The sequence below is a fragment of the Lentzea xinjiangensis genome (assembly GCF_900110955.1).
Classification (GTDB): domain Bacteria; phylum Actinomycetota; class Actinomycetes; order Mycobacteriales; family Pseudonocardiaceae; genus Lentzea; species Lentzea xinjiangensis.
In genome coordinates, this window is the sequence record NZ_FOFR01000027.1 from 69,132 (window position 1) to 93,230 (window position 24,099).

The 24,099-nt window shown below is 72.3% G+C and carries 27 protein-coding genes; 16 read left to right on the plus strand and 11 right to left on the minus strand.

Features of this window, described 5'->3' with window-relative positions; all coding sequences use genetic code 11:
* Positions 1-54 precede the first annotated feature (54 nt).
* From BMW88_RS36580 to hsaB, 8 genes are read left to right on the plus strand one after another with little or no spacing between them, the layout of a single operon-like run.
* Positions 55-1,512, plus strand: coding sequence for an FAD-binding protein (locus tag BMW88_RS36580; protein WP_089960289.1), 1,458 nt, complete (start codon positions 55-57; stop codon positions 1,510-1,512).
* Entirely contained in the window at positions 1,506-2,276 is a 771-nt protein-coding gene (locus tag BMW88_RS36585; RefSeq protein WP_089960290.1) for a 2-keto-4-pentenoate hydratase, read from the plus strand. Before BMW88_RS36580 ends, BMW88_RS36585 begins: the two co-directional genes overlap by 7 nt.
* A 1-nt stretch (position 2,277) precedes the next feature.
* Positions 2,278-3,165 (plus strand): acetaldehyde dehydrogenase (acetylating), encoded by an 888-nt coding sequence (locus BMW88_RS36590; RefSeq protein WP_089960430.1) that lies wholly within the window; start codon positions 2,278-2,280, stop codon positions 3,163-3,165.
* Complete coding sequence (gene dmpG, locus BMW88_RS36595; protein WP_089960294.1) at positions 3,131-4,141, plus strand: 4-hydroxy-2-oxovalerate aldolase; 1,011 nt, start codon at positions 3,131-3,133, stop codon at positions 4,139-4,141. The genes BMW88_RS36590 and dmpG overlap by 35 nt, the downstream gene beginning before the upstream one ends.
* Positions 4,138-5,304 (plus strand): 3-hydroxy-9,10-secoandrosta-1,3,5(10)-triene-9,17-dione monooxygenase oxygenase subunit, encoded by a 1,167-nt coding sequence (gene hsaA / locus BMW88_RS36600; protein ID WP_089960296.1) that lies wholly within the window; start codon positions 4,138-4,140, stop codon positions 5,302-5,304. The genes dmpG and hsaA overlap by 4 nt, the downstream gene beginning before the upstream one ends.
* Positions 5,305-5,314: 10 nt before the next feature.
* Positions 5,315-6,124: a 4,5:9,10-diseco-3-hydroxy-5,9,17-trioxoandrosta-1(10),2-diene-4-oate hydrolase gene (gene hsaD, locus BMW88_RS36605; protein ID WP_089960299.1), complete on the plus strand. Its 810-nt coding sequence runs from the start codon at positions 5,315-5,317 to the stop codon at positions 6,122-6,124.
* Entirely contained in the window at positions 6,124-7,026 is a 903-nt protein-coding gene (hsaC, locus tag BMW88_RS36610; protein WP_089960301.1) for an iron-dependent extradiol dioxygenase HsaC, read from the plus strand. Before hsaD ends, hsaC begins: the two co-directional genes overlap by 1 nt.
* Positions 6,990-7,562, plus strand: coding sequence for a 3-hydroxy-9,10-secoandrosta-1,3,5(10)-triene-9,17-dione monooxygenase reductase subunit (hsaB, locus tag BMW88_RS36615; protein WP_089960305.1), 573 nt, complete (start codon positions 6,990-6,992; stop codon positions 7,560-7,562). Before hsaC ends, hsaB begins: the two co-directional genes overlap by 37 nt.
* Here the strand turns inward: hsaB and BMW88_RS36620 are convergent.
* A complete protein-coding gene (locus BMW88_RS36620; RefSeq protein ID WP_089960307.1) occupies positions 7,548-8,360 on the minus strand; it encodes a class I SAM-dependent methyltransferase in 813 nt (270 codons plus the stop codon). The genes hsaB and BMW88_RS36620 overlap by 15 nt on opposite strands.
* A 42-nt stretch (positions 8,361-8,402) precedes the next feature.
* Between BMW88_RS36620 and BMW88_RS36625 the strand changes: the two genes are divergently transcribed.
* The 3 genes from BMW88_RS36625 to BMW88_RS36635 all read left to right on the plus strand — a co-directional run bounded on the left by BMW88_RS36625 (position 8,403) and on the right by BMW88_RS36635 (position 10,393).
* Positions 8,403-8,795: a helix-turn-helix domain-containing protein gene (locus tag BMW88_RS36625; RefSeq protein WP_089960309.1), complete on the plus strand. Its 393-nt coding sequence runs from the start codon at positions 8,403-8,405 to the stop codon at positions 8,793-8,795.
* A 326-nt stretch (positions 8,796-9,121) separates the two neighbouring features.
* Positions 9,122-9,868: a peptidase inhibitor family I36 protein gene (locus BMW88_RS42470; RefSeq protein WP_177221588.1), complete on the plus strand. Its 747-nt coding sequence runs from the start codon at positions 9,122-9,124 to the stop codon at positions 9,866-9,868.
* A 156-nt stretch (positions 9,869-10,024) separates the two neighbouring features.
* A complete protein-coding gene (locus BMW88_RS36635; protein WP_089960311.1) occupies positions 10,025-10,393 on the plus strand; it encodes a peptidase inhibitor family I36 protein in 369 nt (122 codons plus the stop codon).
* Positions 10,394-10,514: 121 nt separating this feature from the next.
* Here BMW88_RS36635 and BMW88_RS36640 read toward each other — a convergent pair whose 3' ends face one another.
* Positions 10,515-10,910 carry a RidA family protein gene (locus BMW88_RS36640; RefSeq protein ID WP_089960314.1) on the minus strand — a complete coding sequence of 132 codons (396 nt, stop codon included), beginning with the start codon at positions 10,908-10,910 and terminating at the stop codon, positions 10,515-10,517.
* Between the two features lie 93 nt (positions 10,911-11,003).
* Between BMW88_RS36640 and BMW88_RS36645 the strand changes: the two genes are divergently transcribed.
* The gene (locus tag BMW88_RS36645; RefSeq protein WP_089960316.1) at positions 11,004-11,987 is read left to right on the plus strand and encodes a helix-turn-helix transcriptional regulator; all 984 of its coding nucleotides are present in this window, start codon (positions 11,004-11,006) and stop codon (positions 11,985-11,987) included.
* Here BMW88_RS36645 and BMW88_RS36650 read toward each other — a convergent pair.
* Genes BMW88_RS36650 through BMW88_RS36670 form a run of 5 tightly spaced genes read right to left on the minus strand, consistent with a single transcriptional unit; the run spans position 11,963 to position 17,121 of the window.
* The gene (locus tag BMW88_RS36650; RefSeq protein ID WP_089960319.1) at positions 11,963-12,925 is read right to left on the minus strand and encodes an acyl-CoA dehydrogenase family protein; all 963 of its coding nucleotides are present in this window, start codon (positions 12,923-12,925) and stop codon (positions 11,963-11,965) included. The genes BMW88_RS36645 and BMW88_RS36650 overlap by 25 nt on opposite strands.
* Positions 12,922-13,725, minus strand: coding sequence for an acyl-CoA dehydrogenase family protein (locus BMW88_RS36655; RefSeq protein WP_089960321.1), 804 nt, complete (start codon positions 13,723-13,725; stop codon positions 12,922-12,924). The genes BMW88_RS36650 and BMW88_RS36655 overlap by 4 nt, the downstream gene beginning before the upstream one ends.
* On the minus strand, positions 13,722-14,813 hold the full coding sequence (locus BMW88_RS36660) for an acyl-CoA dehydrogenase family protein (protein WP_089960324.1): 1,092 nt from the start codon (positions 14,811-14,813) through the stop codon (positions 13,722-13,724). The genes BMW88_RS36655 and BMW88_RS36660 overlap by 4 nt, the downstream gene beginning before the upstream one ends.
* Positions 14,813-15,643, minus strand: a complete 831-nt coding sequence (locus BMW88_RS36665; protein WP_089960327.1) for an enoyl-CoA hydratase — start codon at positions 15,641-15,643, stop codon at positions 14,813-14,815. The genes BMW88_RS36660 and BMW88_RS36665 overlap by 1 nt, the downstream gene beginning before the upstream one ends.
* Positions 15,640-17,121, minus strand: a complete 1,482-nt coding sequence (locus BMW88_RS36670; RefSeq protein WP_089960329.1) for a FadD3 family acyl-CoA ligase — start codon at positions 17,119-17,121, stop codon at positions 15,640-15,642. Before BMW88_RS36670 ends, BMW88_RS36665 begins: the two co-directional genes overlap by 4 nt.
* A 54-nt stretch (positions 17,122-17,175) precedes the next feature.
* Between BMW88_RS36670 and BMW88_RS36675 the strand changes: the two genes are divergently transcribed.
* From BMW88_RS36675 to BMW88_RS36690, 4 genes are read left to right on the plus strand one after another with little or no spacing between them, the layout of a single operon-like run.
* Positions 17,176-18,249 carry an acyl-CoA dehydrogenase family protein gene (locus tag BMW88_RS36675; protein ID WP_089960330.1) on the plus strand — a complete coding sequence of 358 codons (1,074 nt, stop codon included), beginning with the start codon at positions 17,176-17,178 and terminating at the stop codon, positions 18,247-18,249.
* Positions 18,246-18,989, plus strand: coding sequence for an SDR family oxidoreductase (locus tag BMW88_RS36680; RefSeq protein WP_089960333.1), 744 nt, complete (start codon positions 18,246-18,248; stop codon positions 18,987-18,989). Before BMW88_RS36675 ends, BMW88_RS36680 begins: the two co-directional genes overlap by 4 nt.
* 14 nt (positions 18,990-19,003) lie before the next feature.
* Positions 19,004-19,600, plus strand: a complete 597-nt coding sequence (locus tag BMW88_RS36685) for a TetR/AcrR family transcriptional regulator (protein WP_089960334.1) — start codon at positions 19,004-19,006, stop codon at positions 19,598-19,600.
* A gap of 14 nt (positions 19,601-19,614) precedes the next feature.
* Positions 19,615-20,745: an acetyl-CoA C-acetyltransferase gene (locus BMW88_RS36690; protein ID WP_089960335.1), complete on the plus strand. Its 1,131-nt coding sequence runs from the start codon at positions 19,615-19,617 to the stop codon at positions 20,743-20,745.
* On the opposite strand, the gene BMW88_RS36695 is transcribed toward BMW88_RS36690, so the two are convergent.
* The 4 genes from BMW88_RS36695 to BMW88_RS36710 are packed head-to-tail and all read right to left on the minus strand — an operon-like array spanning position 20,729 to position 24,036.
* Entirely contained in the window at positions 20,729-21,790 is a 1,062-nt protein-coding gene (locus BMW88_RS36695; protein WP_089960337.1) for an NAD(P)H-dependent flavin oxidoreductase, read from the minus strand. The two genes, BMW88_RS36690 and BMW88_RS36695, sit on opposite strands and share 17 nt — an antisense overlap.
* Positions 21,787-22,500: a CoA-transferase subunit beta gene (locus BMW88_RS36700; protein WP_089960339.1), complete on the minus strand. Its 714-nt coding sequence runs from the start codon at positions 22,498-22,500 to the stop codon at positions 21,787-21,789. The genes BMW88_RS36695 and BMW88_RS36700 overlap by 4 nt, the downstream gene beginning before the upstream one ends.
* Entirely contained in the window at positions 22,497-23,294 is a 798-nt protein-coding gene (locus tag BMW88_RS36705) for a CoA transferase subunit A (protein WP_089960342.1), read from the minus strand. Before BMW88_RS36705 ends, BMW88_RS36700 begins: the two co-directional genes overlap by 4 nt.
* Positions 23,269-24,036 (minus strand): enoyl-CoA hydratase family protein, encoded by a 768-nt coding sequence (locus tag BMW88_RS36710; protein ID WP_089960345.1) that lies wholly within the window; start codon positions 24,034-24,036, stop codon positions 23,269-23,271. The genes BMW88_RS36705 and BMW88_RS36710 overlap by 26 nt, the downstream gene beginning before the upstream one ends.
* Positions 24,037-24,099: the final 63 nt, after the last annotated feature.

A 24,099-nucleotide genomic window follows, 5' to 3' on the forward strand; every position in this document is an offset into this window, starting at 1 on the left:
GTGTAGGAGTTCCAGGCAGACCGGCTCGCCAAGAACGTGTTTCTGGAGGGTTGTGTGGAGGTCACCGCCGACGTGGTCGTCATCGGCTTCGGAGCGGCCGGCGCGTGCGCCGCCGTCGAGGCCGCGGCGGCCGGTGCGTCCGTGGTGGTGCTGGACCGGTTCGCCGGCGGCGGCGCGACCGCGTTGTCCGGCGGGGTCGTCTACGCGGGCGGTGGGACGCGCCAGCAGGTGCAGGCCGGTGTCACCGACTCGGTCGACGCCATGGAGGCCTACCTGCGCACCGAGGTCCGGGACGCGGTGTCCGCGCCGACGTTGCGCCGGTTCTGCGAGGACAGCGCGGAGGCGCTGGCCTGGCTGGAGGACCGGGGTGTGCCGTTCTCCCCGGCCCTCAGCCCGTTCAAGACCTCCTACCCGACCGACGACCACTACCTGTACCTGTCCGGCAGCGAGGACGCGTGGCCCGACCCGGCGCCGCGCGGGCACCGGACGAAGGCGAAGGGGACGTCCGGCAAGGTGTTCTTCGCCCGGCTCGCGGAGGCGGCCCGGCGGGCGGGCGTGCGGATCCTGCCGCAGACGCGCGCCCTGGACCTCGTGGTCGAGAACGGCCGGGTGGCGGGCGTGCGGTGCCGAACCCTCACCGGTCTTCCCCGCGCCGTGCACGCGGCCCTGTCCAGGGCGGGCGCGAAGCCGTGGCTGTACTACCCGCCTCTGGGCAGGGCGCTGTTCGGACTGGCGGCGCGGCTCGAACGGTTCGGCCGCCCGGCGGTGGTCCACGCCGGGCGGGGTGTGGTCATCGCCGCCGGGGGCTTCATCTCGAACCGGGCGCTGGTGCGCGAGCACGCCCCGCTGCACCGCGGCGGCCTCGCGCTGGGCACCCCCGGTGACGACGGCGCCGGGATCATGCTCGGTGTCGCCGCGGGCGGGAGGACCGCGCGGATGGACAAGATCTCCGTCTGGCGGTTCATCACACCGCCCAGCGCGTTGCAGCGAGGGGTTCTCGTCGACGCGGACGGCCGGCGGTTCGGTGACGCGACGCGGTACGGCGCGGCCATCGGGGACGAGATCGTCCGCCGCGGCGGCAGGGCCTGGCTGTTGGTGGACGACGACGTCCTGCGCGTCGCGCGAGCGCAGGTGAAGACGCAGACCGCGCGGTTCCAGCGCTGGCAGGTCCGCTACCTGCTGGGCCGCGGGCTGGTCACGGCGCCGACCGTCGAGGAGGTCGCGGCCAAGGCGGGGATCGGGGTGCCGGAACCCGTCGGCGTGCCGCCCTACTCGTTGATCAACGTGTCGGTGCGCGCCGGTTTCGGCTACCCGTGCCCGATGCTCACCCTGGGTGGGCTGGTCGTCGACGAGGACACCGGTCAGGTGCGCGGCGTTCCGGCCCTGTACGCGGCGGGCCGGTCGGCGGTCGGGGTGTGCTCGGAGTCCTACGTCAGCGGGCTCGCGCTCGCCGACTGCGTCTTCTCCGGCCGCCGGGCGGGACACCACGTCGTGCAGGAGGCCCAGTGCTGACCACTCAGGACCGGGAGGCGGCCGCCGAGCTGCTGAGGGCGGCGGAACGCGACCGCGTGCCGATCAAACCGCTCGTCGAGCTGTACCCCGGCATCGACGTCGTCGACGCGTACGAGATCCAGCTCCTCAACGTCCGGCACCGCAACCGCGACGTGATCGGCCACAAGGTCGGCCTGTCGTCGTTGGCGATGCAGGAGATGATGGGCGTCGACGAGCCCGACTACGGCCATCTGCTCGACGACATGCAGCTCGCCGGCACGGCGGACGTCTCGGCCTACCTGTACCCGAGGGTCGAGGTGGAGATCGCGTTCCTGCTCGCCCGCGACCTGCCGGGGGAGGGCTGCACGGTCGAGGACGTCCTCGCCGCCACCGAGTTCGTCGCGCCGGCCATCGAGCTGATCGACAGCCGGATCGAGGACTGGCGGATCGGTCTGCAGGACACCATCGCGGACAACGCCTCGTCGGCCGGGTTCGTGCTGGGTCCCGAGCGCGTCCGTCCGTCCGATCTGGACATCGGCGGCGTCGTGGCGACGTTGCGCCGCAACGGCGAGGTCGTCGCCGAGGGACGTGGTGACGCCGTGCTGGGCGATCCGGCGCTCGCCGTCGCGTGGCTCGCGGGGAAGGTCGCGAGCTTCGGCGTCCGGCTCCTCGCGGGTGACGTCGTCCTGCCCGGCTCGTGCACGCGGGCGGTCGACGCCCGGCCGGGCGACGAGTTCCACGCCGAGTTCGCCGGACTCGGTGCTGCCGTCCTGAAGTTCGAGTGAGGTGACCAGGGTGAAGGCGGCCATCGTCGGCTCCGGCAACATCGGCACCGACCTGCTCCACAAGCTCCGGCGCTCGCCCGTGCTCGAGCCCCGCTGGATGGTGGGGATCGACCCGGCGAGCGAGGGGCTGCGCCGGGCCGCGTCGCTCGGCCTGGAGGTCTCGGCCGGCGGCACGGAGTGGTTGCTGCGCCAGGACGAGCTGCCGGACGTCGTCTTCGAGGCGACGTCCGCGGCGGTGCACCGGGCCAACGCCCCGCGCTACGCCGAGGCCGGCATCCGGGCGATCGACCTGACCCCGGCGGCGGTCGGGCCGTACGTCGTCCCGCCGGTGAACCTCGGCGAGCACGCGGACGCGCCCAACATCAACCTGATCACCTGCGGCGGCCAGGCCACGATCCCGATCGTCCACGCCGTGTCGCGGGTCGTTCCCGTGTCGTACGCGGAGGTCGTCGCCAGCGTCGCGTCGGTGTCGGCGGGACCGGGCACGCGCGCCAACATCGACGAGTTCACCCGCACGACCAGCCGCGGCATCGAGGCGATCGGGGGAGCACGGCGCGGCAAGGCGATCATCGTGCTCAACCCGGCCGACCCGCCGGTGGTCATGCGCGACACGATCTTCTGCGCGATCCCGCCCGACGCCGATCCGGACCCGGTCACCGACTCGATCGCGCGGATGGAGGCGGAGGTCCGGTCCTACGTGCCCGGTTTCCGGCTGCTGGGCGAACCGCAGTTCGACCCCGGCCGGGTGGCGATCTTCGTGGAGGTCGCGGGTGCCGGCGACTTCCTGCCCGCCTACGCCGGGAACCTCGACATCATGACGGCCGCCGCGACCAGGGTGGGGGAGGGGATCGCCGATGCAGCTGCGGCTGACCGACACGTCACTGCGTGACGGCTCGCACCACAAGCGGCACCAGTTCACCGTCGACGACGTGCGCTCGGTCGTGGCGGCGCTGGACGACGCCGGGGTGCCGGTGATCGAGGTGGCGCACGGCGACGGGCTGGGCGGGTCGTCGTTCACCTACGGCTTCAGCCTCACGCCGGAGCAGGAGCTGATCAAGGCCGCGGCGGAGACCGCACGGCGGGCCAGGATCGCCGTGCTGATGCTGCCGGGCGTCGGGGTGAAGGACGACATCCTGGTGTCGCGGGACAACGGCGCCTCGATCGTCCGGATCGCGGCGCACTGCACCGAGGCGGACGTCTCGGTGCAGCACTTCGAGCTGGCCAGGGCACACGGGCTGGAGACCGTCGGGTTCCTGATGATGGCGCACTCGCAGCCGCCGGAGGCGCTGGCGAAGCAGGCCCGGATCATGGCCGACGCCGGTTGCCAGTGCGTCTACGTGGTCGACTCGGCGGGGGCGCTGGTGCTCGAGCAGGTCTCCGACCGGGTGGCCGCACTGGTCGCCGAGCTGGGAGACGACGCCCAGGTCGGCTTCCACGGGCACGAGAACCTCGGGCTCAGCGTCGCCAACTCGGTCGCCGCGGCACGGGCCGGGGCCGCGCAGATCGACGGCAGCGCGCGCGGATTCGGTGCCGGCGCGGGGAACACGCCGCTGGAGGCGTTCGTCGGCGTCTGCGACAAGCTCGGGTTCTCCACCGGCGTCGACTTCTTCAAGATCGTGGACGCGGCCGAGGACGTCGTCCGGCCGGTCATGCCCGAGGAGTGCCTGCTCGACCGCATGGCGCTGGTGATGGGGTACGCGGGCGTCTACTCCAGCTTCCTCAAGCACGCCTACGCGCAGGCCGAGCGCTACGGCGTCTCCGGCGCGCGGATCCTCGTCCGCGCGGGCGAGCGCAAGCTCGTGGGCGGGCAGGAGGACCAGCTGATCGACATCGCACTGGAGCTGAGCAGGGAGGAAGCCCGATGAGCGAGGAAGTCCTCGGCAAGGTGCGAGAGCTGCTGCCCGTTCTGGCCGATCGCGCGGAGGAGGCGGAGGAGCTGCGCAGGATTCCGCCGGAATCGGTGAAGGCGTTGCAGGAGACCGGGTTCTTCCGGATGCTGCAACCCGTGCGGTACGGCGGCCTCGAGTCGCACCCGCTGGACTTCTACACCGCGGTCAGGCTGATCGGGAGCGCCTGCGGGTCGACGGGCTGGGTCGCGTCGGTGCTCGGCGTGCACCCGTGGCACGTCGGCCTGTTCGACGTGCGCGCGCAGGAGGAGGTCTTCGGAGAAGACCAGGACACCCGTATTTCGTCGTCGTACGCGCCGACGGGCCGGGCGACACCGGTCGCGGGCGGGTTCCGGTTCAGCGGCAAGTGGAGCTTCTCGTCCGGCTGCGACCACGCCACCTGGGTGCTGCTCGGCGGCCTGGTGATGAACGACGAGGGCAAGCCCGTCGACTTCCGCACGTTCCTGCTGCCGATCGCCGACTACACGATCAACGACGTCTGGGACGCGGTCGGGCTGCGCGGCACCGGCAGCAACGACGTCGTGGTCGAGGACGTGTTCGTGCCGGAGCACCGCACGCTGAGCATGATGCACACCGCGCGATGCGTGTGTCCCGGCCAGGAGGTCAACCCCGGCCCGCTCTTCCGCATGCCGTACGGGACGATCCACCCGTACGCGATCACCGCGCCGATGATCGGCATGGCGGCTGGTGCGTACGACCTGCACGTCAGTGCGACCCGCGAGCGCGTCCGGGCCGCCTACCTCGGTGAGAAGTCGGTCGACGACCCGTTCGCCCAAGTGCGGATCGCCACGGCCGCGAGTGACATCGACACCGCGTGGTGGCAGCTCGAGAAGGACGTCAACGACGAGTGGGAGCACGCCGTCGCCGGCACGAAGATCCCGATCGGCCTGCGGTTGCGGGCGCGTCGCGACCAGGTGCTCGGCAGCGCGCGGGCGATCTCCGCGATCGACCGGCTGTTCGAGAGCGCGGGCGGCAAGGCGATCAACGCGACCCTGCCCCTGCCCCGGTTCTGGCGCGACGCGCACGCCGCACGGGTGCACGCGGCCAACGACCCGGAGCGCGTGCTCGTGCTGTACGGCAAGAACGAGCTGGGCATCCAGGTCCGCGACGGGCTGTTCTGAGGGGACTGCGGTGAGAGTTCGGTTGCACTACCACGAGGCCGGCGCGGACAACGCCGAGACGCTGGTCCTGCTGCACGGCGGCGGCCCCGGCGCGTCGGCTCTGAGCAACTTCCGCGCGAACATCCCGGTGTTCGCGAAGTCGTTCCGCGTGCTGGCCGTCGACATGCCCGGCTACGGCCGGTCGGACAAGCCCGCGGAGCACGACCAGTACTTCTCGTTCGCCGCACGGGCCCTGAAGGACCTGCTGGACGACCTGGGCGTCGAGCGGGCCCACCTCCTCGGCAACTCGCTCGGCGGTGGCACCGCCGTCCGGTTCGCCCTCGATCACGGGAAACGAGCGGGACGGCTCGTGCTGATGGGACCGGGCGGGTTGGCGTTGAACGTCTTCTCACCCGATCCGACCGAGGGCGTGCGCAAGCTCGGCGCGTTCGCCAGGACACCCACGCGGGAGAAGATCGAGGAGTTCCTGCGGATCATGGTGTTCGACCAGTCCCTGATCACCGACGAGCTCGTCGACGAGCGGTTCGAGGCGGCGGCGAGACCGGAGTCGTTGCGCGCCATGGCCGCACTGGGCAAGTCGTTCTCCGGTCCCGACTTCGAGCAGGGCATGCTCTGGCGCGAGGCCCACCGGCTGCGCCAGCGGGTGCTGCTGGTGTGGGGGCGCGAGGACCGGGTCAACCCGCTCGACGGCGCGCTGGTGGCGCTGAAGCTGATCCCACGAGCCCGGCTGCACGTCTTCGGCGGGTGCGGCCACTGGGCGCAGCTCGAGAAGTTCGACGAGTTCAACAGGCTGGCGCTCGACTTCCTCGGGGAGGCGTGATGGGCATCCGTTCGCTGGGCTACCTCAGGATCGAGGCCACCGACATGGCCCGGTGGCGCGAGTTCGGGCTGAAGGTCCTCGGCATGGTCGAGGGCAGGGGCTCGGTGGAGGGCGCCCTGTACCTGCGGATGGACGACTTCCCGGCGCGGCTGGTGATCGTGCCCGGCTCCCGGGACCGCTTGCGGGTGTCCGGCTGGGAGGCCGCCACCGAAGCGGAGCTGGAGGACGTGGCGAAGCGCCTGGCCTCGGCCGGGGTGACCTACGTCGAGGGCTCGGCCGAGGACCTGGCGGAACGACGGGTGAACGGGCTGATCAGGTTCGACGACCCGTCCGGCAACACCCTGGAGGTCTTCTGCGGCGCCGCGCTGGAACACCGGCGGGTGGTGTCGCCGTACGGGCACCGGTTCGTGACGGGGGAGCAGGGCCTCGGGCACGTGGTGCTGTCCACATCGGACGACGAGGCCGCGCTGCACTTCTACCGCGACGTGCTGGGTTTCCGGCTGCGCGACTCGATGCGCCTGCCGCCGCAGCTCGTCGGCAGGCCGGCCGGCGGACCACCGGCATGGCTGCGGTTCTTCGGCTGCAACCCGCGCCACCACAGCCTCGCGTTCCTGCCGATGCCGACGCCGAGCGGGATCGTGCACCTGATGGTCGAGGTGGAGAACACCGACGACGTGGGCCTGGCGCTGGACCGCGCGACGCGGCGCGAGGTGCCGATGTCGGCGACGCTCGGCAGGCACGTCAACGACCTGATGCTGTCGTTCTACATGAAGACACCCGGCGGGTTCGACGTCGAGTTCGGCTGCGAGGGCCGGCAGGTGTCCGACGAGGACTGGATCGCCCGGGAGAGCACGGCGGTGAGCCTGTGGGGACACGACTTCAGCGTGGGCAACCGGAAGTAGCCGCCCGCTACCGCTCCGTCCTCGGCCACTTCTGCACCGGGGTGACCGTGGTGACCGGCACGTCCGCGACAGGACCTGTCGGCTTCGCCTGCCAGGCCTTCGCCGCCCTGTCGCTGGACCCGCCGCTGGTGCTGTTCTGCCCGCAGCGGACCTCGCGGAGCTGGGCGGCGATGGCGCCGGCGGGCTCGTTCTGCGTGAACGTGCTGGCGGAGGACCAGCGCGAGGTGTCGGCGGTGTTCGGCAAGGCGGGCGCCGACAAGTTCGCCGGAGTCGCCTGGACGCCGTCGCCCACCGGCGCACCGGTGCTCGACGGCGTCGTGACCTGGGTCGACTGCGAGGTGTTCGCGGTGCACGACGCCGGCGACCACCACGTGGTCATCGGCTCCGTCGTCGGCCTCGGACCGGTGCGCGACGCGCGGCCGTTGCTGTTCTACCGCGGCCGGTACGCCGCGCAGGCCGAGCTGGACCCGCGCGGCTGGTCCGGCGGGGTGCTGGACACCCTGCTGACGTGGCAGCGGCAGTCAGAGTGGAGCTGACGCGGTGACCTGCCAGCACGCGGCCGGGATGCGCACCTCGTCACCGTGCACGAACTCCCCGAACGCCGCCCGGGCCGACTCGACCATCCTGCCGCGCTCGGACTCCTCCGCTTCCCGCAGGGCACGCGCGATCGGGCCCATGTTGCTCAGGTACGGCACGAGCAGCTCCGCGGGCAGCACGCAGGTCCGGTCCACCGGCAGGATCTCGATCCCGTCCCAGCCGCCCCGCTCGAGGACTTCGCGCGTCCTGCCGGCGTCCGCGAGCGAGAACGGTCCCGGCCCGTCCGGGTCCGGGGCCACAGCCGCGGGAGCCAGCGACGCGGCGATCCGGGACGCGGTCGCCATGAACGGGTTCTCCTCCACCGCGCGCCACGTGACGAAGGTCAGCTCACCGCCCGGCACCGCGGCGCGCAGCAGGTTGCCGAACGCCGCCACCGGGTCGGCGAAGAACATGACGCCGAACCGCGACACCACCAGGTCGAAGCGCTCCTCGAACGCGTGGACCTGCGCGTCCGCCTCGACGAACTCCGCCTTCCCGTGCTCGCGCGCCGCGGCGAGCATCGTCTCGGAGATGTCGACGCCGACGCAGACCGCACCGGTCGCCTCGGCGATCGCCCTCGTCACGGCACCGGTGCCGCACCCGACGTCGAGCACCCTGCGGCGCGGCCGCGCCAGCGCCGCCTCGACGAGCACGTCCTGGAACGGCTGGAGCACCAGGCCCACCATGTCCTGCGCACGGGCCCAGCCCTCGCCCGCCGCTCGCCACCAGGCCGCCTGTTCGCTGTTGACCTCTGTCATGCTCGTACCGTCCTACTTCAACCCGGCTTGAGGTCAAGTGTCGTGGACGAGATCGGGATCGGCGACGTGGTGCGCCGCTCGGGCGTGCCCGCCTCCACGCTGCGCTACTACGAGGAGCGCGGCCTGATCGCCCCGGTGCGCAGGCAGGGGCTGACCCGCGTGTACGCGCCCACCGTGCTGGAGCAGCTCGCGTTGATCGCCGTCTGCCGGTCGGCCGGGTTCTCGCTCGACGAGGTGGCCCTGATGTTCACCCCGGACGGCCGCCCGAGCCCGAACCGCGCGATGCTCGCGGCCAAGGCCGACGAGCTGGACGCGACGATCCGCAAGCTCTCCTCGATGCGCGACGACCTGCGGCACGCGGCGGCCTGCCCCGCGCCCTCGCACCTGGAGTGCCCGAGCTTCCGGCGCGCGCTCGGGTTGGCTCAGAACTCCTGATCCGACGACGGGCTGCGCGGTCGGCGCGGCGATCGCCCGAACCCGCAACGCCGGTCAGCGCTGTCCCCGGCGCCGCTGCCACCACTTCACGGCGATCGCCGCGGCGAAGAGGCCGGCGGGGAGGAGGAGGATCCAGGGCGAGTCCGGAATCCAGTCGTATCGCCCTGGTATTTCGGCGAACAGGACCATGGAGTTGACCTACCCCCGGTGCGACCGCCCGCAAACAGCACCCGCAAAACGTGGCGCATCACCTGAACGTGTAAATGCTGCCGCTGGGTCAACGCTGCAAGACTGCCGGTGTCGCGGACCGTCACATGGGGGGAACCATGGGTAGCGAGACGACCAGAGCCGGACGCAGGGGGCGGGTGGCCAAGGCCCCCGAGGGCGACGAGCCCGCGGCGGTCTTCGCCCGGCAGTTGTGGGAGCTCAAGCAGCAGGCGGGGGACCCGTCGTACGACGCGATGCGCCAGGATCACGGCGCGCTGGCGTCGAAATCGGCGTTGTCGGCGGCGGCGCGCGGCGCGCAGCTACCGTCCTGGGAGACGACGTGGGAGTTCGTCCGATCGCTGGAGGTCGGTGTGCTCGGTCAGGACGAGCAGCGGGTCCGTGCGCGGTGGAGACAGCGGTGGGACCGGGCGGCCGCCGTGCCGGCCCCCGTCACACCCGCGGAACGTCCCGCGGTGCCGGCCACGGGGAGGCAGCGCGAGCGGTGGGTGCTGGGTGCGGCCGCCGCGATCGGGGTCTTGCTGGTCATCGCCCTGTGGCCGCGGCCGGACCGGCCGGTGCCCGCCACGATCGCCGAGCCGTGCGAGGCGACGTGGCTGTGCCTGTACCGCAACATCGGCTTCGACGACATGAACTTCCGCACCCAGCGGCAGAACGCGTGCTGGCGCCTCGCCGACTACGACCTGCAGGACGCGGTTTTCTCCTACGACAACAACATGCCGGTCGCCGGCCGGTTCTACGACTCGGCCAAGGCCGAGGCCGGGAACATCCGTGCCGGTGACAGCAGCCGGGACAGTTCGGCGCTGACCGGCGCGCAGTGGTTCTGCACCGGCTCCGCCAGGCCGTGACCTGACCGGCGTGCGTCGCGAGCCAAAGCGTTGAGCTGCGGGAACGAGGTCCATTTGGCTGTGGCCAAAGCCCGTTCGAAAGTTCTCTTCCGGCGTCGCCGGAATGCCTTCTACGGTTCGCCCGATCGCATTTTTCCGGTGATGGAGGGGTGACCGATGAACGTTTTCCGAATCGGTGTCGCTGTCGTTTTCTCGCTGGCGACGGTGATGGCGGTGTCCGCGCCGGCCACGGCGCTGCCCGCCAGGAGCCAGGTGTGTCCGTCCGGGTACGTGTGCCTCTACGAGCACAACGACTTCAACCGGGACGCGGACGGCCGGATGCTGAAGTGGAACCTGGCCGGGGAGAAGAAGCTGGAGGACTGGGGCTTCCGCGACAAGACCTCCAGCATCAGGGACAACCGCAGCGGGGGAGTGCGGGCCACGAACGTGCTCGCCGGGCGGCCGGACCAGCACAAGGACTACAACGGCAACTACTCCTCGCTCGGCGACTGGAACGACAAGATCGACAGGATCACGTTGCCGTAGGCACAGGTCTCGCCCCGCGGTGGGCCTGACCGGCTCACGCGGACCGGCGGTGCTCAGGGGTGCGACCCGAGGTCCGTGCGTTGCCCGCACCGGCTCGCCCGGTGCGGGCAACGCACGTCCGTCACGCGACGGCGGTTCCCTCCAGCTCCACCATCAGTCCGGGTAGCGCCAGCCCGGTCACCCCGAGCACGGTGGTGGCCGGAGCCACCCCGGCGGCGCCCAGCCGGGCGGCCAGCACGCCGTAGTGCCCGAACAGCAGGTCGACGTCCGTCGCGTAGACGGTGAGCCGCACCAGGTTCGCCAGCGACATGCCGGCCTCGGCGAGCACGGCCGCCAGGTTGTCGAGGCTCAACGCCAGTTGCGCCGCCAGGTCACCGGCGTGTTCGGGCTCGCCCTCGGCGCTCATCGCGGCCTGCCCCGAGCAGTACAGGGTCCTGGTGTGCCCGGCGACGACCTCGCCCTGGTGGTAGCCCAGCTCCACCGACCACGGCCACGGGTTGACCGCCGTTCGTTCCACTGCCACTTCAGCTCCATTCAGCACGGACGTTGCAGCGGCAGCCTGGCAACGAATCACGACATCCTGTGTCGTGTATTTGCGTAGAGTTCGCGCGTGCGCGCCGACCGGCTGGTCTCGCTGGTGCTGCTGTTGCGCCGGCGCGGCCGGCTGTCCGCGGCCACGCTGGCCCGTGAGCTGGGAGTGTCCACGCGGACCGTGCTGCGCGACATCGACGCGCTGTCCACGGCGGGCGTGCCGGTCTACGCGGAACGCGGCCGGCACGGCGGGTTCGCGCTGCTGCCGGGGTTCCGGACCGAGCTCACCGGCCTGAACCACGACGAGGCGCTCGCCCTGCTGGTCGCGGGGTCGCGGCGGGGCGCCCAGGTGTTCGGGCTGGGCTCCGCGCTGGCCTCGGCGGTGCTCAAGGTCGTCGACGCGCTCCCGGACAGCCAGCGCGCCGCCGCGACCGGGGTCGCCGAACGGCTGCTGATCGACCCGGAGACCGACCTGCTCTCCCGCCGCGTGGCCGCGGACGACGAGGTGCCAGAGGCGGTGGTCGCCGAGATCCGCGGGGCGGTGTTCGCCGGGCACAAGCTGCGCCTGCGCTACGCCGCGGCGGGAGGGCAGCCGCGGTGGCGCACGGTGGACCCGATCGGCCTGGTGACCGTGCGCGAGCAGGGGTACCTGCTGGCGACCAGGTCGGGCGCGGACCGCACCTACCGGCTGTCGTGGGTGCTGGCCGCCGAGGAGCTCGACGAACCCGCGGAACGGCCCGACGACGTCGATCTGGACCGGGCGTGGCAGGACCGCGGCACGCGCTTCCGCGCCGGTGACGACCAGGTCGTCGTGCTGGTGCGGGTCCACCCCGCCCGGCGCGAGGAGCTGGTGGGAACCGCGGTGGCCGTCCTCGCCGAGAGCACCGACGAGGACGGCCGGCTCCGGCTGGAGGTGGCGTTCCAGGACGCGCGGCACGCCGAATGGGCGCTGTGGCAGCTCGCCACCGACGCCGAAGCGCTGGAACCGCGGTGGCTGCGCACCTCCCTGCACGACCGCGCCGTCGCGGTCGCCACGCGTTACGGGGACAGCCGCCGGAGGTGATCGCGCGGGCTGCCGAACAGCTGCGCGCTGCCGTGCGCCCGCTTGAGGTACAGGTGCGCGTCGTGCTCCCAGGTGATCGCGATGCCGCCGTGCAGCTGAACCATCTCGGCGGCGACCTGGAAGAACGCCTCGGAGCAGTAGACCTTCGCGACCGCCGCGGCCACCTCGCCGGTCGCCGCCAGCGCGGCCGAGCGCGCGGTCTCCACGAGGACGTGCAGATCGGCCATGCGGTGCTTCAACGCCTGGAACGAGCCGATCGGGCGGCCGAACTGGACCCTGGTCTTCGTGTGCTCGACGGTGAGCTCCAGCGCTCGCGCGGCGGCGCCGACCTGTTCGGCGCTCAGCGCGGCCAGGGCGATGTCGCGCACCTCGGGTGACCACGGTCCCAGCCGGGTCGCGGTGGCGCCGGCCAGGTGGACGGTCGCGAGGCGGCGGGTCGGGTCCATCGCCGGCGTGTGCTCGCGGGTCACGCCGGGCTCGCCGAGGTCGATCTCGTACAGGGAGACGCCGTCGGCCAGCAGCAGGATCTCGGCCAGGTCGCCGTCGAGGACGTAGCGCGCGGTGCCGTCGACCGTGGTCTCGCGGTTGTCCCACGGCCAGACGAGGGCGGCCACGACGCCGTCCGCGATCCGCGGCAGCAACCGGCCGCACGCGTCCTCGTCACCCGTCGCGAGCAGCGCCCGCGCCGCGAGCGTCGACGAGAGCAGGGGAGCGGGGGTGAGGGTGCGGCCGAGCTCTCCCAGCGCCACGTGCGTTTCCGGCAGTCCGGCGCCCGAGCCGCCGTAGCGCTCGGGGATCGGCAGCACGCCGATGCCGCACAGCCGCCCCCACAGGTCCTCGTCGTACCCGCGCGGGGTCTCGATGGCCGCGCGGACGTCGGAGTGCTTGTCGAGCAGGCCGCGGACGGCGTCGCGCAGCGCGAGTTGTTCCGGTGTCACAACGCCTCCAGCACGCGCGCCCGATGTGCCGACGGGCTGCCCCACGCCGTGCGCAGGGCCCTGGCCTGCAACAGGAACCGGCCGAGCCCGTGCTCGGCGGTGTAGCCGATCGCGCCGTGGACCTGCAGGGCGGTGCGGGCGGCGGTCCAGGCGGCGTCGGCGGTGGCGACCTTGGCGGCCGAGACGTCCCGCGCCGACATGGTCACCGCGGCGCCGAACACCAGGGGGCGCGCCAGTTCCAGACCGATCAGGACGTTCGCGAGGTGGTGCTTCACCGCCTGGAACGAGCCGATGGGGCGGCCGAACTGGGTGCGCGCCAGGACGTGGGAGGTGGTCATCTCGAGCATCGCGCGGCCGAGGCCGAGGAGCTGCGCCGAGCACGTCAGGACGCCGAGGTCGAACGCGCGCGTGGCGGGCACGCCCGTGGCGACCACCGCGCCGCCGGTGAGGGGGAAGAGCCGTCTGGAGGGATCCACGGACGGCAGTTCCGCGGTGGGTGTGCCTTCCCGGACGGTGTCTCCCTCGACGAGGTAGTAGCGGCCGGCCTGAACGGCGTGCGGCATCGCCGGGGGGAACGCCGCGGAACCGGGAGCGACGCCGAGCGCCGGGGTCACGACCAGCGACTCGATCAGCGGCCCCTCCACGGCGTGGTGCCCCAGCTCCTCGAACAGCACCACGAGGTCGGCCGGGTCCGTCACCCCGTCCACCCCGAGGGCGGTCAGGTCGCGTCTCCCCGCGGCGAGGAACCCGTGCAGCACCGAGGCGAAGCCGGTCTGCTCCGGTGACAGCGCGAACATCATCGCGGCAGCCCCAGGAGTCGTTCGGCGATCACGTTGCGCTGGATCTCGTTGGTGCCCGCGTAGATCGGGCCCGCGAGGGAGAACAGCCAGCCGTCCCGCCAGCCGGGGGCGGTCTCGCCGAGCAGGTCGAGCGCCGTCTCGTGGATCGCCACGTCCAGCTCGGACCAGAACACCTTCGTGACGCTGGCGGCGGGCCCGGACGGCGGGGCGGCCAGCGCGCCGAACGTGTGCAGCCGGTAGGCCTGCGCGCCGATCCACGCGTCCACGACCCGGTCCCGCACCGCCGGGTCGGGGTTCTTCCGGTACAGCTCGACGAGCCGGCTCGCGGCGGCGGTGAACCGGCCGGGACTGCGCAGGGTCAGGCCGCGTTCGTTGCCCGCGGTGCTCATCGCCACGCGCCAGCCGTCGCCGGGAGCCCCGACGACGTCGCGGTCCGGCACGAAGACGTCGTCCAGGAAGATCTCCGCGAAACCGGGTTCGCCGTCGAGCTGGCCGATCGGCCGGACGGTCACGCCCTCGGCGCGCAGGTCGAAGAGCAGGTAGGTGAGCCCGCGGTGCCGTCCGCCGGGGCCCGATCGGAACAGGCCGAACGCCCGGTCCGCGAACGCCGCCCGCGAGCTCCAGGTCTTCTGCCCGCGCAGCACCCAACCGCCGTCGCACCGCACCGCGGTGCTGCGCACCGCCGCGAGGTCGGACCCGGCCTCCGGCTCCGACCAGGCCTGCGCCCACACCTCGTCGCCGCGCGCCATCGGGGGCAGGACCCGCGCCCGCTGCTCGTCGGTGCCGTGCGCGAACAACGTCGGCGCCAGCAGGAAGATGCCGTTCTGCGAGACGCGGCCCGGAGCGCCCGCCGTGTGGTACTCCTCCTCGAACACCAGCCAGTCCAGCAGCGAGGCGTCCCGGCCGCCGAGCTCGGCGGGCCAGGACACGACCGACAGCCGTTCCGAGGCGAGCAGCCGTTCCCACGACCGGTGCTCCTCGAAGCCCTCCGCGGTGTCCATGGAGGACAGCGGCCGGACGTGGGCGGCGAGCCACGACCGCACCTCGGCCCGGAAGGCGCGCGTGGAATCGTCCAAGTCGAGGTCCATCAGCCGGAGGCCTCCTTCATCGCGCGGGCGTCCATGCCCGCCAACGCGTCCGCGCCGACCTCGGCGTTGTGCGCGTGGGCGAAGTGGTGCAGGCCGAACACCGAGTCCATCCCGGCGCGCAGGCCCATCAGGTCCTCGGACTGGTTGACCGCCTTCTTGGCGAGCGCCAGCCCGAACCGCGGCATCGACGAGATGCGCCCGGCCAGCTCGAACGTGGTCTCCTCCAGCGAGGAGCGCGGCACGACGCGCGAGACCATGCCCCACTCGTAGGCCCGCTGGGCGGAGAAGCGGTCGCCGGTGAAGAGCACCTCCTTCGCGGCGCGCGGCCCGAGCACCCACGGGTGCGCGAAGTACTCGACACCCGGAATGCCCATCCGCACCACGGGATCGGCGAAGAACGCGTCCTCGGCGGCCACGACGAGGTCGCACACCCAGGCGAGCATCAGTCCGCCCGCGACGCACGCGCCCTGCACCATCGCGATCATCGGCTTGGGGATCTCCCGCCACCGCCGGCACATGCCGAGGTAGACCTCCATCTCGCGGGCGAAGCGGAGGTCACCGCCCTGCTTGCCGGTGTGGTCCCACCACAGGACGGCCTTGCGCTCGAACGGCACGTCGGCGTCCCTGCCGGGGGAGCCGATGTCGTGGCCCGCGGAGAAGTGGTCGCCGGCGCCCGCCAGCACGACGACCTTGACCTCGTCGTCGTCGACCGCGCGCGTGAAGGCCTCGTCCAACGCGTAGGTCATCGCCGAGTTCTGCGCGTTGCGGTACCGCGGGCGGTTCATGGTCACGACGGCGACCGCCTCCCGCCGCTCGTACTCCACTGTCACGCGTTCTCCTTGCGCAGTAGGTGTTTGAGGACCTTGCCCATGGCGTTGCGGGGCAGCGCGGGGTGGAACTCGACGGCGCGCGGCACCTTGTAGTTCGCGAGCCGCTCCCGGCAGAAGCCGATCACCGCGGCCTCGGTCAGCCCGGCGCCGTCCGACGTGACGACGTGCGCCACCCCGACCTCGCCGAGCCGCGCGTCGGGCCGCCCGACGACGGCCGACTCGGCCACCCCCGGCAGCCGGGCCAGCGCCTGCTCGACCTCGGCCGGGTAGACGTTGAAACCGCCGCAGATGTACATGTCCTTGAGCCGGTCGGTGATCGAGAGGTAGCCGCGCTCGTCGATCCGCCCGACGTCCCCGGTGTGCAGCCACCCCTCGTCGTCGACCGCCGCGGCCGTCGCCTCCGGGTCGTCGAGGTAGCCGAGCATCACGTTCGGCCCGCGCAGCAGCACCTCGTCCTCGTCGCCGAGCCGGAGCTCGAACCCGGCCGTCGGTGCCCCGCAGGTGTGCGCGACCGTCTCCGGCGAGTCGGACGGCCGGCACATCGTGGCCACGACGGCCTCGGTCAGCCCGTACGCGGTGAGCACGGCGGAGAAGCCGAGCTCCGAGCGCATCCGCTCGACCAGCGCCACCGGCACCACCGCGGCGCCGGTCACCGCGAGCCGCAGGCTGGACAGGTCGGACGCGCCGCGGCCGGGGTGCTCCAGCAGCGCCTGGTAGATCGTCGGCGGGCCGGGCAGGACGGTGATCCGTTCCCGCTCGACCAGCCGCATCGTCCCGGCGGCGTCGAACACCGGCTGCGGCACGATCGTCGCACCGCTGAGCAGGCAGGCCAGGATCCCGGCCTTGTAGCCGAAGGTGTGGAAGAAGGGGTTGACCACGAGGTAGCGGTCGGCCGGCGTCAGCCCGGCGCACGACGCCCACGCGCGCGCCACCCCGAGCGACTGGCGGTGCGCGCTCATCGCCCCTTTGCTGCGCCCGGTGGTACCGGACGTGTACATGACGTCGCAGAGCTGGTCCGCGGACAGCACGGGCAGCTCCACGTCGGCCCCGGCCCACTCGACGGGTGACCGCACGAGGACCGGCGGCAGGTCCGGTGTCAGCGCCCGCAGTTCGGCCAGCCGGTCGCGGCCGAGGAACTCGCCCTCCACGACCAGCGCACGCGCGGCGCTGCGCCGCAGCACGTCGAGCGCCTCGCCGGCGGTGAACCGGGTGTTGACCGGCACCAGCGCCGCCCCCGCGCACACCGCCCCGAGCGCCGCGACCACCCAGTGGGCGGAGTTGGGCGCGCACAACGCCACCCGGTCGCCCGGTCGCACGCCCATCCCGGAGAGGGAGCGCGCCGCGGTCAGCACGGCCGTCCGCAGCTCGCGGTAGGTGAGGCGAACCTCCCCGTCCACCAACGCTTCCGCGTCGCTGTACGAAGCAGCCGCGTGGTCGAGCACGGCGGAAACCGTGTCCCTGCTTGGATCGTCGGTCACCAGCGACCTCCCGGACCCTCCAAAGCAAGTGCTTGGTAGGTTAGAGTATGGCGCATGGAGTCCTTCCGGCGCGAGGTCCGGGAATGGTTGTCCGCCAACCTCGTCGGTGAGTTCGCGCGGCTGCGGGGCCTGGGCGGTCCCGGCCGCGAGCACGAGGCGTTCGAGGGACGTCTGCGGTGGCACCGGCACCTCGCGGCACACGGGTGGACGTGCCTCGGCTGGCCGGGCGAGCGGACCATCGCCGAACAGGTGGTGTTCCACGAGGAGTACGCCGAGGCCGACGCGCCCGCGAAGGTCGACATCGTGGGCGAGGGTTTGCTCGGCCCGACGCTGATCGCATTCGGCACACCGGAGCAGAAGGCGCGCTTCCTGCCGCGGATCCGTTCGCTCGACGAGCTGTGGTGCCAGGGCTACTCCGAACCGGGCGCGGGCTCGGACCTCGCGGGCGTGTCGACGCGGGCCACCCTCGTGGGCGAGCAGTGGGTGGTCGACGGTCAGAAGATCTGGACGTCGAACGCGCACCACTCCGACTGGATCTTCGTCCTGTGCCGCACGGAACCGGGTTCCCGGCGCCACCACGGCCTTTCGTACCTGCTGGTGCCGTTGCGCCAGCCCGGTGTCGAGGTGCGGCCGATCCGCCAGCTCACCGGCACGTCGGAGTTCAACGAGGTCTTCTTCGACGGCGCGGTGACGGCGCGCGAGAACGTGGTGGGGCAGCCGGGCGAGGGCTGGAAGGTCGCGATGGCCACCCTCGGGTTCGAACGCGGCACCGCGATGCTCGGCCACCAGGTGGGCTTCCGCCGTCAGCTCGACGCGATCGCCGCCAGGGCGCCCGAGGACGAACGGCTCACCAGGGCGAGGGTCGAGCTGCACGTCATGCGCTCGCACACGCTGCGCACCCTGAGCGATGAACCGGGCCCGGAGGCGTCCGTGCTGAAGCTGTTCTGGGCGGGCTGGCACCGCAGGCTCGGTGAGCTCGCGATGGACTCGCTCGGGCCCGAGTCGATGATCGACGGCAACGAGTGGCAGCGCCTGTTCCTGTTCAGCCGCGCGGAGACGATCTACGGCGGATCCGACGAGATCCAGCGCGAGGTCATCGCCCACCGGATCCTGGGACTGCCGCGGTGAACGGCCACGAGCTGCTGACGGGCAAGGTCGTCGTGGTGACGGCCGCGGCGGGCACGGGCATCGGCTCGGCGACCGCGAAGAGGTGCCTCGAGGAAGGCGCCACGGTGGTCATCAGCGACTGGCACGAGCGCCGCCTCGGGGAGACCCACGAGGCGCTCGGCACCGACCACGCGATCCCGTGCGACGTCACCGACGAGCAGCAGGTGCGCGCACTGGTCGATGCCACGGTCGAGCGCTACGGCCGCATCGACGTGATGGTCAACAACGCGGGTCTGGGCGGTGAGAGGTCCGTGCTGGACATGAGCGACGACGAGTGGTCGCGGGTGCTGGACGTGACGCTGACCGGCACGTTCCGCTGCACCAGGGCGGCGCTGCGCCGGATGGTCGCCCAGCGCGGCGGTGTGGTCGTCAACAACGCGAGCGTCGTCGGGTGGCGCGCCCAGCGCGGCCAGGCCCACTACGCCGCGGCGAAAGCCGGGGTCATGGCGCTCACCCGGTGCGCGGCGCTCGACGTGGCCGGGCACGGCATCCGGGTGAACGCGGTCGCCCCGAGCTTGGCGGCGCACCCGTTCCTGGCCAAGGTCACCAGTGAGGAGCTGCTGGCCGAACTGGCGTCCCGGGAAGCGTTCGGGCGCGCCGCCGAGCCCTGGGAGGTCGCGAATGTGATCGTGTTCCTCGCCAGCGACTACTCGTCCTACATGACGGGCGAGGTCGTCTCGGTGAGCAGTCAGCACCCGTGAGGAAGGGAAGACCGATGAGCAGCCGCAGGCAGGAACTGCTCGCGCTGGCGGCGAGGATGTTCGCCGAGCGCGGGTACGGGCAGACGACCGTGCGCGACATCGCGGACGCGGCGGGCATCCTGTCGGGCAGCCTGTACCACCACTTCGACTCGAAGGAGTCGATGGTCGACGAGATCCTGCGGACCTTCCTCGACGAGCTGTTCACGCGGTACCGGGAGATCGTCGACGCGGGTCTCGGCCCGCGGCGGGCGTTGAAGGCGCTGGTCGTCGCGTCGTTCGAGGCGATCGACACCCGGCACGCCGCGGTCGCGATCTACCAGAACGAGTCGAAGCACCTCATGCCGCTGGAGCGGTTCTCCTACCTCGAGGACCGCAACGTGGAGTTCCGCAAGCTGTGGACGGTACTGCTGGAGGACGGGATGAGCGCGGGCGTGTTCCGCGCCGACCTGGACGTGGACCTCGCGTACCGGTTCATCCGCGACACGGTGTGGGTGGCCGTGCGGTGGTACCGGCCGGACGGCGGGCTGTCGGCGGAGGCGGTCGCCGGCCAGTACCTCGCGATCCTGCTCGACGGCATCGCCACGGGTCGCCGGACGAGCTCCAAGACGTAGAAGGAGGGCCCCTCGTGGCCGAGGCGTACATCATCGAGGCTGTGCGGACCCCGGCGGGCAGGCGCGGCGGCGGGCTCAGCCACGTGCACCCCGCCGATCTGGGCGCGCACGTGATCACCGCGCTGCTCAACCGCGTCGACGTCGACCCGACCGACGTGGACGACGTGATCTTCGGGTGCGTGGACACCATCGGCCCGCAGGCGGGGGACATCGCGCGGACCTCGTGGCTCGCCGCGGGGTTCCCGGAACAGGTGCCGGGCGTGACGGTCGACCGGCAGTGCGGGTCGAGCCAGCAGGCGGTGCACTTCGCGGCGCAGGCGGTGATGAGCGGCACGGCGGACGTGGTCGTCGCCGGTGGCGTGCAGAACATGTCGCAGGTGCCGATCGGGTCGGCCATGACGGTGAGCCCGGTCGCCGGGTGCGCGGGCTGGCAGCACCGCTACGGCGACGAGGAGGTCTCCCAGTTCCGGGCGGCCGACCTGATCGCGGTGCGGTGGGACCTCTCGCGGCGGGAGATGGAGGAGTTCGCGCTGCGCAGCCACCTGCGGGCGATCACCGCGAGCAAGGAGGGCCGGTTCGACCGGGAGATCGCGCCGGTCGACGGCGTCGCGGCCGACGAGTGCCCCCGTCCGGACACGAGCGCGGAGAAGATGGCGGCGCTGGCACCGCTGCGGCCGGGCGGGCGGACGACGGCCGCGCTGTCGTCGCAGATCTCCGACGGGGCCGCGGCGGTGCTGGTGGTGTCGGAACAGGCCGTGCGCCGGTACGGGCTGATGCCGCGGGCCCGCGTGCACCACCTCTCGGCCCGCGGGTCCGACCCGATCTACATGCTGACCGCGCCGATCCGGGCGACGAGGCACGCCCTGGAGCGCGCCGGGATGTCGATCTCCGACATCGACCTCTTCGAGATCAACGAGGCGTTCGCGTCGGTGGCGCTGGCGTGGGCCAAGGAGCTGGAGGTGGACCTGGGCCGGGTGAACGTCAACGGGGGAGCGCTCGCGCTGGGGCACCCGATCGGCGCGACCGGCGCGAAGCTGTTCACGACGTTGCTGCACGAGCTGGAGCGCTCGGGCGGCCGGTACGGGCTGCAGACGATGTGCGAGGGCGGCGGCCAGGCCAACGTGACGATCATCGAACGTCTCTGAGGAGCCGTCCCATCCGGGCGATGACCTCCTCGGCGTCCGCGACGACCGCGGTGATCAGCTCCTCGCACGTGGGCAGGTCGGTGAGCAGCCCGGCGACCTGTCCCGACGCGAGCACGCCCGCGTCGGTCCTGCCCTCGACGAGACCGGCGCGCAGCAGCATCGGCGTGTTCGCGGCCATGATGACCTGCGCCCACGTCAGCTCCCTGCCGTGCTTGAGCGCGAGACCCTCGCGCACCATCGCGGACCAGGACAGCCCGGTGTGCCCGCGGAACCTGGCGGCGTTGGCGAGCGCTCCGGCGAGGCCCCGCAGCCGCCCGGAGCGTTCCAGCCGGTCGACGAGGCCGGTGCGCAGCACCCGGTGCGGCAGACCGTCCACCCTGGTGGTCACCACCGTGCCGGTCAGATCCCGGCGCAGGTAGGCCTGCTTGACCGCGTTCGGGACCGTGCTCTCCCTGGTGAGCAGGAACCTCGTGCCCATCGCGACGCCGGCCGCGCCGTACGCGAGGGCGGCGGCGAGCCCCCTTCCGTCGAAGAAGCCACCGGCCGCGACGACCGGGATGCCGACGGCGTCGAGCACGCTCGGGAGCAGCAGGGTCGTGGCCACGCCACCGGTGTGGCCACCGCCCTCACCGCCCTGGACGATCACCGCGTGGGCGCCCCACCGCGCGACCTTCTCCGCGTGCCGGGCGGCACCGACGGACGGGATGACGACGACACCGGCGTCGCTCAGCTTGGCGATCATGCCGGGTTTCGGGGCCAGCGCGAAGGACGCGACCCGCACCCGTTCGCGGATCAGCAGGTCGACGCGGTCGCCGGCGTCGTGCGCGTCCGCGCGGAGGTTCACCCCGAACGGGCGCGAGGTGCGGGAGCGGGTCTCCCTGATGGCGGCTTCGAGCTCGGCGTACGTCATCGTGGCGGAGGCGAGGATGCCGAGCCCGCCCGCCTCGGCGGTCGCGGAGACCAGGCGCGGCCCGGCGACCCAGCCCATCCCGGTCTGCACCACCGGGTGCCGGACACCGGTGAGGTCGGTCAGCGCGGTTCTCACGACGGGACTTCCCCCTCCCGCCTGCCGTCCGAGTCGAGCGCGGTCCTGATCAGCTCCAGCTCCCCGGCCGTGGGGAGCCGGGTCCGCACGACGTCCTCGACGACCAGCGCGAACGACGTCCGCTCCCGCACCTCGTCGACGGAGACGCCGGGGTGGGTGGAGATCAGCCGCATCGCGTGGTCCGGGGTGTCGAAACCGAGCACGGCGAGGTTCGTCACGACGCGGTGCACGTCGTGGAACGGCCCGGTGGCGCGGTCGTACCCGACGCCGCAGACCACGTCGACGGCCTCGACGAACACGCGGGGGCTGTGCCGCGGCACCCAGTAGCTCGTGCGGTGGTTGACCGTGTTGCCGGGCGCGCCGCGGAACCCGAGGAGCTGCCGCGCCGGCTGGGCGTGGTCGCCGATCGCGGAGATGTTCTGGTTGCCGAACCGGTCGATCTGGTTCGCGCCCATCACGACGTGCCGGCGGCCGTGCGCGACGACGTCGAACACCTTCCGGTACGGCAGCCATCCCTCCACAGTGGAGTCCGGCCTGAGCAGGAACGCCTCGCCGTCGCTGAGCAGCAGGTCGGGTTCGGTGGTGAGCCGGGCCAGTCGCGCGCCGAGCGACGGGATGAACCCCATCGGGCTCGCGAGCGTCTCACCGGCGCCGGCGAACAGGTCGGCGCACGCGGCCACGCAGACCTCGGCCCTCGTGATGTCGTTCATGCCAGCGGCCTTCCGCGGAACTCCTGCCACTTCCGCGGGTCGGCGGCCGCCTCGGCGTAGTCGCGCTGCAAGGCCTCGTCACGGCCGTAGTCGGGGACGCAGCTCGTGAAACCCGCGCCACCGGGGGCCTCCACGACGCCGTCGACCATCATCCGGTTGAGCAGCAACGTCTGCGGAGGCCCGTCGAAGGTCTCCACGATCCGCTCGCAGGAGACGTAACGCCGTTCCGCGGCCAGGCAGAACAGGTCGTCGAAGTACGGGTCCGGGCCGAGGTACTGGGCGTTGCCGTGCCGGTCCGCGCGGTTGAGGTGCACCAGCGCGACGTCGAGCTTCAGCGCGGGCATGGCGACCAGCTCCTCGCCGTCGTCGTAGGGCGACCGCACGGTCTTGATCCGGGGCGCGTACTTGAGCACGTCCGACCCCAGGCCCGCCCTGATCGGCAGGAACGGCAACCGGTGTCCCGCGGCCCGCAGCCCGGCCTGGAGCATGCCCTCGTCCAGCTCCAGCACGTCGATCGCGCCGGTCTCCCTGGCCCGCCGGAACCACGGGTCGTAGGGGATCGAGTCGAGCGAGACGAAGCCGTGGACCAGCTCGCGCACCTTGCCGGCCGAGCAGAGCAGCCCGACGTCCGGGCCGCCGTAGCTCACCACCGTCAGGTCCGTGACGTCCGACCGCAGGACCGCCTCGACCAGGGCCATCGGCTTGCGCCGCGAGCCCCAGCCGCCGATGCCGACGGTCATCCCGCCCTCGATCCGGCCGGCGACCTCGTCAGCCGTCATTCGCTTGTCGCGCATGGTTTCCGTCCAGGAAGGCCTGCCGGGCGTGGTCCGGCACGCCGGTGAGGTTCAGCTCGAAGGTGAAGCCCTGCTCGAAGCGGTAGCTCTGGTGCACGCGCTGCGGGTCGATGCCGTTGATCGCCTCCTTGGCCGCGCGGATCACCGCCGGGTCCTTCCTCGCGACGTCCCCGGCGATCTCGCGGGCCGCGTCGTCCAGCCGCTCGCGCGGCACGACCTCGTAGACGCTGCCGTGGTGGTGCAGGGTGTGCGCGCTGACGGTGCGGGCCGTGTAGAACAGCGTCCGCATGAGGTGCTGGGGAACGAGCCTGGCCAGGTGCGTGGCCGCGCCGAGCGCCCCGCGGTCCACCTCGGGCAGCCCGAACGTGGCGTCGTCGGAGGCGACGACGATGTCGGAGTTGCCGACCAGCCCGACGCCGCCGCCGAGGCAGAAGCCGTGCACCGCCACGACCACCGGCACCTCGCAGTCGTAGACGGCCGCGAAGGCCTTGGCGCAGCCCCGGTTCGCGCCGATCAACGCCTCGAAACCCGGCGAGCGCTGGATCTCCTTGAGGTCGACGCCGGCGCAGAAGCCGCGGTTGCCGGCTCGCAGGACCACCACCCGCGCCCGCGGGTCCCTCCCCGCGCCGGTGACGGCCTCCGCCAGCTCGAACCAGCCGCGCACCGGGACGGCGTTGACCGGCGGGTAGTCGATGGTGATCTCGATGATGCCGTTTTCGGTGTGGCTGCTGGAGATCCCCATCGCGCCGCCTTCCGAACCAAGCGATTGCTTGGTAACTTAGCAGTGCCGGAGCGACCGGGGTAG